This is a genomic window from Oscillibacter sp., from assembly GCF_032060045.1.
In the GTDB taxonomy this organism is placed as follows: Bacteria; Bacillota; Clostridia; order Oscillospirales; family Oscillospiraceae; genus Oscillibacter.
Genome location: NZ_DAMBZJ010000041.1, coordinates 8,142 through 17,567, shown reverse-complemented (window position 1 = coordinate 17,567; position 9,426 = coordinate 8,142). Strand labels below are relative to the sequence as shown.

At 46.3% G+C, this 9,426-nt stretch carries 15 protein-coding genes and 1 pseudogene; 5 read left to right on the top strand and 11 right to left on the bottom strand.

All coding sequences use genetic code 11. From position 1 onward, the window contains the following. The 8 genes from RT018_RS13775 to RT018_RS13740 all read right to left on the bottom strand — a co-directional run. The coding region (locus RT018_RS13775) for a thioredoxin family protein (RefSeq protein ID WP_312942869.1) at positions 1-422 on the bottom strand (422 nt) is incomplete at its 3' end. A gap of 25 nt (positions 423-447) precedes the next feature. Next, positions 448-699, bottom strand: a complete 252-nt coding sequence (locus tag RT018_RS13770) for a hypothetical protein (protein ID WP_139104090.1) — start codon at positions 697-699, stop codon at positions 448-450. Between the two features lie 50 nt (positions 700-749). After that, positions 750-1,523 (bottom strand): DUF2703 domain-containing protein, encoded by a 774-nt coding sequence (locus RT018_RS13765; protein WP_312942868.1) that lies wholly within the window; start codon positions 1,521-1,523, stop codon positions 750-752. A gap of 15 nt (positions 1,524-1,538) precedes the next feature. Then, positions 1,539-2,552, bottom strand: coding sequence for a permease (locus RT018_RS13760; protein WP_312942867.1), 1,014 nt, complete (start codon positions 2,550-2,552; stop codon positions 1,539-1,541). Positions 2,553-2,645: 93 nt separating this feature from the next. Next, entirely contained in the window at positions 2,646-2,960 is a 315-nt protein-coding gene (locus tag RT018_RS13755) for a helix-turn-helix transcriptional regulator (protein ID WP_018213992.1), read from the bottom strand. A 214-nt stretch (positions 2,961-3,174) separates the two neighbouring features. After that, positions 3,175-3,723 (bottom strand): GNAT family N-acetyltransferase, encoded by a 549-nt coding sequence (locus tag RT018_RS13750; RefSeq protein WP_312942866.1) that lies wholly within the window; start codon positions 3,721-3,723, stop codon positions 3,175-3,177. 216 nt (positions 3,724-3,939) lie between these two features. Then, the gene (locus RT018_RS13745; RefSeq protein ID WP_018213991.1) at positions 3,940-4,287 is read right to left on the bottom strand and encodes a hypothetical protein; all 348 of its coding nucleotides are present in this window, start codon (positions 4,285-4,287) and stop codon (positions 3,940-3,942) included. Positions 4,288-4,520: 233 nt separating this feature from the next. Continuing rightward, positions 4,521-4,691 carry a hypothetical protein gene (locus RT018_RS13740; RefSeq protein WP_195199120.1) on the bottom strand — a complete coding sequence of 57 codons (171 nt, stop codon included), beginning with the start codon at positions 4,689-4,691 and terminating at the stop codon, positions 4,521-4,523. Between the two features lie 144 nt (positions 4,692-4,835). Here RT018_RS13740 and RT018_RS13735 point away from each other — a divergent pair, with 144 nt between their 5' ends. Genes RT018_RS13735 through RT018_RS13720 form a run of 4 tightly spaced genes read left to right on the top strand, consistent with a single transcriptional unit; the run spans position 4,836 to position 7,166 of the window. Next, positions 4,836-5,738, top strand: coding sequence for a conjugal transfer protein TrbL family protein (locus RT018_RS13735; RefSeq protein WP_195199119.1), 903 nt, complete (start codon positions 4,836-4,838; stop codon positions 5,736-5,738). Beyond that, positions 5,735-6,301: a DUF4406 domain-containing protein gene (locus tag RT018_RS13730; protein ID WP_195199118.1), complete on the top strand. Its 567-nt coding sequence runs from the start codon at positions 5,735-5,737 to the stop codon at positions 6,299-6,301. The genes RT018_RS13735 and RT018_RS13730 overlap by 4 nt, the downstream gene beginning before the upstream one ends. Before the next feature lie 12 nt (positions 6,302-6,313). After that, a complete protein-coding gene (locus tag RT018_RS13725) occupies positions 6,314-6,592 on the top strand; it encodes a hypothetical protein (protein ID WP_195199117.1) in 279 nt (92 codons plus the stop codon). Continuing rightward, positions 6,576-7,166 (top strand): hypothetical protein, encoded by a 591-nt coding sequence (locus RT018_RS13720; RefSeq protein WP_195199116.1) that lies wholly within the window; start codon positions 6,576-6,578, stop codon positions 7,164-7,166. Before RT018_RS13725 ends, RT018_RS13720 begins: the two co-directional genes overlap by 17 nt. Before the next feature lie 75 nt (positions 7,167-7,241). On the opposite strand, the gene RT018_RS13715 is transcribed toward RT018_RS13720, so the two are convergent. The 3 genes from RT018_RS13715 to RT018_RS13705 are packed head-to-tail and all read right to left on the bottom strand — an operon-like array spanning position 7,242 to position 9,035. After that, the gene (locus RT018_RS13715) at positions 7,242-8,003 is read right to left on the bottom strand and encodes an MBL fold metallo-hydrolase (RefSeq protein ID WP_195199115.1); all 762 of its coding nucleotides are present in this window, start codon (positions 8,001-8,003) and stop codon (positions 7,242-7,244) included. A 38-nt stretch (positions 8,004-8,041) separates the two neighbouring features. Further along, positions 8,042-8,497, bottom strand: a complete 456-nt coding sequence (locus RT018_RS13710; RefSeq protein ID WP_195199114.1) for a SufBD protein — start codon at positions 8,495-8,497, stop codon at positions 8,042-8,044. A 37-nt stretch (positions 8,498-8,534) separates the two neighbouring features. Next, complete coding sequence (locus tag RT018_RS13705; RefSeq protein ID WP_312942865.1) at positions 8,535-9,035, bottom strand: AAA family ATPase; 501 nt, start codon at positions 9,033-9,035, stop codon at positions 8,535-8,537. Positions 9,036-9,232: 197 nt separating this feature from the next. Here RT018_RS13705 and RT018_RS13700 point away from each other — a divergent pair. Then, positions 9,233-9,426: pseudogene (locus tag RT018_RS13700) on the top strand (type VI secretion protein); the annotation flags it as partial.

Below are 9,426 nucleotides of genomic sequence, written 5' to 3'. Positions count from 1 at the left end.
ATTTTAACGACCTCGTCCTTTTTTAAAACCTTTCCAAAGGAAACGACCTTGCCGTCCACAACCAATGCAGGAGTTGTCATCACACCGTAAGCAGCGATCTGTGTAAAGTCTGTCACATGGTCAATGGTGGCATCCATGCCAAGCTCTTTGAGCGCTTCCAAGGTAGCCGCTTCCAGTTGATTGCACTTTGCACAGCCCGAGCCAAGCACCTTGACGGATGAACCGCTCACTTTTGCTTTTTCGGCTTCCGCAATCGTTTCTGTATTGCAGTCACCGCCACAGCAGCAACCGGAGTTTTTTGCTTTTGCTTCTTCGTCAGCTTTCTTTGCGGCAATTTCGGAGGGCTTGCACATTTCCCCGCAACCACACTGCACCAATTCTTCCTCTGCATTTTTCTTTTTACCAAAACCAAACAATGCCATAATAAAAACCTCCTTAAATTCATGATTAGAAACCTGAATATAACAAATAGAAACCGATGAGCAGGATCACCGCGCCCATGACGATTTTCAAAATAGCGCTGGCTTTTCCATACTTCTCGCTTTGGGAGAGCTTTTGGGCAAAGCCCATGGAAGGCTCCGCAATCACGGCGAGAATGCCGTGCCCAATGAAATAGAGCAGCAGTAGCAAAACACTCCATACAAGGCTGCCCGCCGTGGCCGCAAGGATACCCAAAACCGTAAAGGTCAATCTCGGCAATGACGGCGAAAATCAAAAGTGGAATAACTGTTTTTATATCCTTTGTTTACTCATCCGCAAGTACCTTCAGGGCAGCAACCGGTCTTCACAGCTTTTCCCTCAAAGAAGTTTTTGAGATTTTCTGGAAGTGAATACTCGCCGCAGTCACAAACGGGCTGCACCATGCCGAGCACAGCTCTTAGAATTCCTTCGGCCAGCATGGCTTTGGGCGGTACTTCATAGGCTTGACCTTTGTATGCAAAGGTACGACAGGTCACATCGGTTCCGCTGATTTCACCACAGCAGCCGCAGGTGTTTTCCGCAACAGGTCCGCAGATATCCTGCCCATTTACACGAATGGTGGGCGACGCAAGGAATCGGTAGTGCTCCGCCAGTTCTTTTGTGGCGATCTGTACCTTTTGAAGCCGCATGGTATATCCGGCAGCCTCCAGAGCGGGCGCGATACTGCCCAAAACTTCTTCCAGTACCGCATCGGCGCCGATACAGCGGTCACAGGTATTGAGATCAAGATAGAGATATTCCACAAGCACAGCCTTGGAGGAATCCTCCTCACAAGCCCCGCCGCGGCAGCAATCTACGCTTTTTTTTGCACTGCATTCGTCGTTTGGCGGTGTCCAGCCAGTATCGTCGCCTACATAGGAGATGGCGCCTGCCGGACACTTGTTGCCGCAGCCGTGGCAACGGTCAATGCAGTTTCCGGGTTGCATCACCACAGGGGACGGGGCTTTTGCTTTGTTATAAACACTGTGGGAGCAAAAATCCACGCAGGTTCCGCATTCAGTGCAAGCAAGATAATCGATGACTGGATACCAGTTTTTAGCCATTCTCTTTCCCTCCCATTAAACCAGTAGATACTGGAAAATATTAAACAGATAGCCAACAATGATAATGCCGATGGTGCAGATGGCAATAAATGTGCCCAACAGCTTCGGCTTTACCGCCTTGCGCAGCATGATGATGGAGGGCAGGGAAAGCGTTGTGACTGCCATCATAAAGGAGAGAACCGTACCAAGCTGCGCGCCTTTGTAGAGCAGCGCTTCGGCCACCGGAATCGTGCCGAAAATGTCAGCGTACATGGGAACGCCAAGCAGAGTTGCCAGCACTACCCCAAAAGGATTATTGCTGCCAAGCACCATCTCAATCCAGCTTTCAGGAATCCAGTTGTGGATGATAGCTCCGATGCCCACGCCAACCAGAATGTACGGCAGAACTTTTTTGAAGGTTGACACCACCTGATCCTTGGCGTAAATGACACGCTCTTTGCGGGTTAAGTCAGGCGATTCAATATCTACGCCGCTTGCCGAGCGAATGAATTCTTCCACATAGTTTTCCATGTGAAGTTTTTCAATCAGCGTACCGCCAACGACCGCGATAACCAGGCCCACAACGACATAGACGATAGCGACCTTTGTGCCAAAGATGCTCATGAGCAGAACGAGCGACCCGAGGTCTACCATGGGTGAGGAAATCAGAAAGGAAAAAGTCACGCCAAGGGGCAGTCCGGCACTGGTAAATCCAATGAACAGAGGTATGGAGGAGCAAGAGCAAAAAGGCGTTACCGTGCCAAGCAGTGCTGCCATGATACTTGCCCACACGCCGTGAAAGCGGCTCATAATTTTCTTGCTTCGTTCCGGCGGGAAGTAGCTTTGAATGTACGAGATGATGAAAATCAGCACGCAGAGCAGTACGGTGATTTTTAGTACATCATAGATAAAGAATTGAACGCTGCCACCAATTCGTCCTGTTACATCAAGACCGAACAACGAGAGCAGATTACCGATTAGGGCGTTGAGCCATTTCATTCCAAGCACTTGGTCTTGAAAGAACAGCCACGTATTTTGAAGGATCTCCATAGGGTAAGCGCCTCTCTTTCTTAAATTCAATAGTCATATCAAAAAAACTTGATATGTTGTGCCGAATAAAAGCCATCTTCCATCAGATGGCCGTTATTGATTGCAACAACGAGTATCTTCAGCGGTTGCATTGGGGGTGGTAATTGCTTTTAACAGGAGCATGGCCTCGTGGCTGCCCTGTTCACTGATTTTATAATGTGTCCATTTGCCTTCCTGTCTGCTTTCGACAATACCCGATTCACATAAAATCTTCATGTGATAGGACAAGGAGGACTGACCGATTTCCATTTGATCAATGAGCACGCAGGCGCATTTTTCACCGCTGCGCAGCAGTTCCAAAATGGCAAGCCGCTTTTCATCGCAAAATGCCTTAAATACATTAGCGTTCTTCTCCGGAGTAAGCTCCAACGTTTATCACCTCACATCAAATTATCTTGATATGATATAGTATATGCTTCACATCAAAAAATGTCAATATGAAAGGAAGCGCTGTTTATGAAAATTAAAATCCGTTCACCGACCTAATGCAAGGATACTCTGGTCTGTAGTTGGAATGTAAGAAAGAAATCAGGCTGATTTCTAATAGTAGGAAATCAGCCTGATCTATAATTGGAACTTGTGGTCAAATATTTATCCAATAAATTTGAATCGTTTTACCATCTGTATGAACGAACTCCCGTTCCTGAATGCCGCCACATTTTATAATGGTTTTTCTTGAAGCCTCATTATCTTTATTACAAGCTAACATAACACGCTTTAGTCCTATCGATTTTGAATAATCAAGCGCCATTTTCAAAATTGCAGTGGCATATCCTTTTCGGCGTTCGGATGGTCTTACGCCATATCCGATATGACCACCATAAGAAGCCAAAAAGTCATTGAGATTATGGCGAATATCCACCATTCCGATAATTTGATTATCAGATTCCCGAATTACAAAGAATGTGCTTGACACAACCCAATCAGAATGAACTGTTTTCTCGTCTGCATTATCCAAGGTCAATTTCAGCCATTCTTCATATTGCAGGGAACCTAAAAGTGCGCCACCATGCAATTCAGTTTCTCCATTTTGCAAATGTTCATCTTTATAATCTAAAGCATCATTCTTTATTTCAAGAGTAGGCTTTTTAAGCAAAAGAGTTTCCATAACCTCACCAACGATTCTACTCATCGCTCTTTATCCCTTCTAAAAGTTGTTTATAGATATTATAGCATGTGTTGATACATTCTTCCACCATCCATATGCAAGCATTGACTGGACTATTCTTGGCATGTAGACAAAGCAAGAGCCGTCGCGTCAAGTTAGATGCAACGGCTCAATTTCGTGATAAGTCAGATTTTATTGTGTAGGTGAAGTTAAACACTAACAGAGGGTGTGCTCATACCCTTACACAATGTTTTCACCCAAAATAATTTTTGGCATAGTGGTTAAGCATCTGTTCCACCGCTTGTAAAAATGCTCTAACCCTAACTTTGACACCCTTGCGTGAGTTTCTTCATCTCTAACAGTCCAATGTAAAACATAAGTGACTTTGCCTACATTGCGTGTGAGGCGAACAGGCAATGCCCCTTCTTTAACGGCATTAAAATCTGTTTGGCGGTGGGTGCGTTTGATATATCTAACTTCAATAACACCATCCTGCTCCATATAAAAGGCGGCAACCTCTTTCATAAGTTGCTCAATTTCCTCTTGCTTTTCAATCTTTGCCTCATAGATACAAATTTCATTAAACATTTATTGCACCACCTCGCACATTATATAAACTTGCTCACCGAGCGTTAATTTCCCATGCTACCGTTTCACAAAAGTTTTACACGGTAGATATATAAAGTGAGTTTACCATAGTAAATCGGAACTTTCAATCAAACAAATATGAACAATGGAAAGGACACAGATACTATGAAAAAAGTCCGTTCACCACCCTTATGCAAGGATACTCTGGCAAGTGCTGGGGATGTAGCGGAGATTTACTCCTCCGGCTTATCGGTCAGGCGCAGCGGTGTCTCGTCTGCATTTAGATATGTTTCCTCGCACTCCTGCTGGGCGGTGCGCATCAAACCAGTAGCCTGAGAAACCAGCTTCTCAGCATCGGTTACTGCATTAAACATTTTATAGTAGAGCTTTTTGTAATCTGCCACACAAGTACCTCCTTTAACATTATTTCGGCGGCCTCCGTTGTGTGGTATTAAAGCTCTGAAATGACTAATTGTCAAGTCATAAATCAGAAAAAAAACAGCCAGTGCTGGGGAGGGAGCGGAGGCTATGAAAGAGGTGAAATTCAAATGTTTATCTGGGATTTTGTCGCCGACACTGTCCTCGGTCAGATTGTAGATTGGATCTACGGTCAAATCGTGGGATTCCTCGGCGACTTTTTTATGCAGATGGGAAACATGGGAGCTGACCTGTTCGAAATGAGCTGGGTGCAGTCCATTGTGCTGTTCTTTTCCTATCTGGCGTGGGCGCTCTACGGTGTCGGACTTGTGGTGGCAGCCTTTGAATGTGGGATTGAGTCTCAGTCCGGCAAAGGCAGCATCAAGGATACCGCCCTCAATGCCATCAAAGGCTTTATGGCGGTGGGGCTGTTCACCACGGTACCGGTGGAGCTGTATAAGCTGTCGGTGTCTTTGCAGGGCAGCTTCACTGCCGGGATTACCGGTCTTGGTACCGACTTTGGAACGGTAGCCCAAGGTATCATCGCCTCCCTGCAGGATGCGGGGAATCTGGAGCAGGCCATGACCAGTAGTGTGTTCGGCGGCCTGAAAGCCATAACCAGCCCGATTATGATGATCTTTATATTGATCCTCATGGGATACGCAGTCATTAAAGTGTTCTTCGCCAACCTCAAAAGGGGCGGCATCCTGCTCATCCAGATTGCGGTGGGGAGCCTATATATGTTCAGTGTTCCCCGTGGGTACATTGACGGCTTCGTTTCATGGAGCAAGCAGGTCATCGGGCTGTGTCTCACAGCGTTTCTGCAGGCAACGGTGCTGATTGCCGGACTCATGGTGGTCAAAGACCATGCTCTCCTCGGCCTTGGATTGATGCTGGCAGCCGGAGAAATCCCCCGCATTGCCGGACAGTTCGGGCTGGATACCAGCACGAAAGCCAACCTCATGAGTACCGTGTATGCGGCGCAGACTGCGGTAAATATGACCAAAACAGTAGTACAGGCGGTGGCAAAATGAGCGAGAATAAGCTGGTCTATATTGCCTCACCCTATGCTGGTGAGGTAGAGAAGAATATCGAATTTGCAAAGACCGCTTGCCGCTATGCGATGGAGCAGAATTGTACGCCGATAGCTGTCCATCTTCTGTATCCGCAGTTTCTGGACGACCATGATCCCGTCCAGAGAGAAGCCGGTCTTCGCATGGGACATCGTGTGCTGGAGGCCTGTGATGAGCTGTGGCTTTGCGGCAGCCGGATCTCCACCGGCATGGCGATGGAGCTGAAAGAAGCAAAAAAGCTGGGTATCCCTGTCCGGAAGATATCTGCAGAACAAATCCAAGGAGGTTTTGCAATGGAAAAGAAATATGGCGTATGGGCGATGCGCAGCGCCGGTTCGGTGTGCGGAGCCGCCCAAAGCTGGTGCAAGCACGGCGGCAAGCCGATGGAATTTGAGTCGATAGAACAGGCTGAAAGCTATGCCAAGCAGTTAAACGAGTCCTGTTATTCCCCCAATGTTCATTATGCCGCCAAAGAAATGGAACCGGAACTGAACCAAGGCTCCGGTTTTTCTATGCGGATGTAAAGGAGGTGCCTCATGTATATTTACCCCGATCACTTAAGAGCAAAGGCGACCTTGTGGCTGTGGCAGCTGCGGGATATCGGCATCATCGGCGTGGCGCTGCTTCTCTCTGTGCTTGCGGTTTCCCAGCTGGGTTTTGTACCGCCCATAGTGATAACCGCCGTCTACGCCTTTTTAACAATACGCTTTGAGGACACAAGCATTCTGGATTTTCTCCGGTATGCCTGTGCCTTTTTTATGACCAAGCAGCAATTCTATGAATGGAGGTACACGCCCAATGAGCAGGAACGATAAGGCAGAAGCCAAAAAACGAGCCTCCACCCGGCAGCTCATCGGTACCAAGGAAATTACCGAGTACAGCCTGCAGACCTATGGACACGGGGAGCTTGTGTATTTTATCATCAAGCCCAGCAATATATCGGTGCTGTCGGAGGCCAGCATAAGCACCCGTATCTACGCCCTGATGACAGTGCTGAAAGGCATTGCAGAGATTGAGATGCTGTGCTTAAACAGCCGGGAAAATTTCGAGGACAACAAACAGTTTCTCCGCAGCCGCATGGAGCAGGAGCAAAATCCCGTGGTGCGAAAGCTCCTCGAAAAAGACCTGTCCTTCCTTGACCGGATACAGGTGCAGATGGCGACAGCAAGGGAGTTTTTAATTTTGATCCGTCTGCGGAACGAGAAAGAAAAAGAGGTGTTCCCGTACCTGTCCCGCATTGAGAAGTCTCTAAAAGAGCAGGGCTTCTCCGTAAAGCGAGCGGATAAGGAGGACATCAAGCGCATCCTTGCGGTTTATTTTGAGCAGAATGTCACGACTGAAAAGTTTGAGGATTTCGATGGGGAGCGATGGATTATTTTGAACGAGTGACACATGAAAATAGGGAAGCCAAAATATGCGATTTCGGCTTCCTTGTTTACTCATTACTCTTCATATGTTCGAATATCACAACCAAATAGCCCAATCGCCGTAAGTAAAAGTACCGCTACCATGATGTAGATTGCCATCGACTTTCAGTTGCATGAGAGCCTCTCGCATACGAATCAAAATCTCTGGCTGAATATCCAAACTGTGATGAGCAGGAAATACTTTTTTCACGGGCAGTGCCGCAACTTTTTCAAGCGATGCGAGATATGCCTGCGGATCAGTGGACGGATAGTAGGCAAACAGCGTGTCCTTATAGACAAGATCGCCGGTAAATAAGTAGCCACGTTGTGGTTCCCAAAAACATAGATGCCCCGGAGAGTGTCCCGGTGTATGCAGTGCCGTGATCATGCGCTCACCCAGATCAATGGTGTCACCGTCTTGCAGCACCCGTGTCGGCATTCCCTGAAAGAACTTATATGTGTTAACATCGTAACCCTCCGGCGGGTCGCAGCGGTCAAGCACCATTTCACGTATAGTATCCATGCTCAAAGGGAATTCTCCGGAAAGCCAATTGAGCTCAGCTTCATGGGCATAAAAATCATGATAGTATTTATGACCGCCGATGTGATCCCAGTGAATATGCGTAGCGACAGCCGTCACCGGTTTGTCTGTCAGCTTTTTCACCTCCGCAGATATGTCGCAGATGCCAAGCCCTGTATCAATCAAAAGTGCGCGGTTGTTTCCTTCGACAAGATAACAATGTGTTTCCTCCCAGTGACGGTATTCACTGATAATATGTGTGTTAGAATCAATTTTGTCTATTGTAAACCATGGTTTCATATTAGCTGTTCCTTCCTGTTACGCTCATTACAAGCGTCTCAGCTTTGCTTAAAGCTTGAAATTTTTCTCAGGGTTTCTTGAATATCTTTACAGATTAATGGCTGCATACTGCCCCTATAAATCTGAGGATTTGCTTTATGCAGTGCATTACAGATATCGTCAATGAGATCTGGCTTATGCTTTGCGATAACGGGCAAAGCCTTAATTGTCTGCCTTGCGGTAATCGGCTTATCATCCATAATGTGTTTCAGCAATCTGTCAATGATTTCATCTATTTTGTAGTCGCTGTCCCATTTTGCATTTGCCGCAATTAGGAGAATACCCCGTGTTCGTATGTAAGAGTTTGAATCATCCAGCATAGCCGAAAACAAATCAAAATAAGAGTACACGGCATCTGTGTTCAGGCTTTCCAATTCCAGCTGTTTCAAACATTGATATGCATATTTATTGTTTTTGTCCTTTAGCCCGGAAACAAGTTCTTGGATATCATTCATCACATTCACCTCCAGTTTATTATCATGATCCTTTTCTCTATTCAACAACTTTTATGATAAAATTCGCTGCTTGTTCCGGAGTGAGTTCAGATACATCCACCTTGCAGGTGTTCAATTTTTCATAAAGAGGAATTCGTTCGATGCTTCTCTGAATTACATCTTCCGTGCGGATACCGGCAGCAACATCTTTTTCCAATCGTGTTCTCAGGGCTTGTTCACTGCAAATCAGGGAGATGGAATGCACCTTACAGTTTGCCGTATCCAGATGTGAAAGGATATCGTCAATGATAGCCTGCTGGTGCATTACCCAGCAGAATATGATGTTTTCATAAGCAGAACACCGTATAAAGTTGTTCAGAAGAAAGAAAATATTCTCTAAAACCATCTGCTTTGTTTCCTCGGTCACCTGAAAGGGATGCATATCCCAGCACCAATCACCATCCAGAAAAACGCTGTTATTCAGTTTTTGTTTTAGAATTTGGCAGGTAGCTGTTTTTCCTGCTCCCATTGTGCCGCCTATTAAAAATAGATTTTTCATTATTACCTCGCTGAAATGCTGATTGTTGATTACTATACCATAATCAGCTACAAGCTCTGTGTTATATTTTGTTCTGCAAACCACTAATTGTAATTATACCTCAATCCTCTACCAAAGTGAACAATTTACCTCAAGCCGTCACAAACGTGGCGGCTTTTGCTATACCCAAAATCAAAACCAGAAAGGAAGAAACGCTGATGGCAAGAAAAAGAAAACCCCAATCTTCACCACAGGAGGATGCCAGAATCCAAGAATTTCTGGATATGATTGCCCCCTCGGTAATCAAATTTAACACCGACCACTTCATCTGCGGCAATACCTACCGCTGCGTTTGGGCGCTGCGGGAATACCCCACCGCCACCGAGGAACAGGCCATCCTCCGCCACTTGGG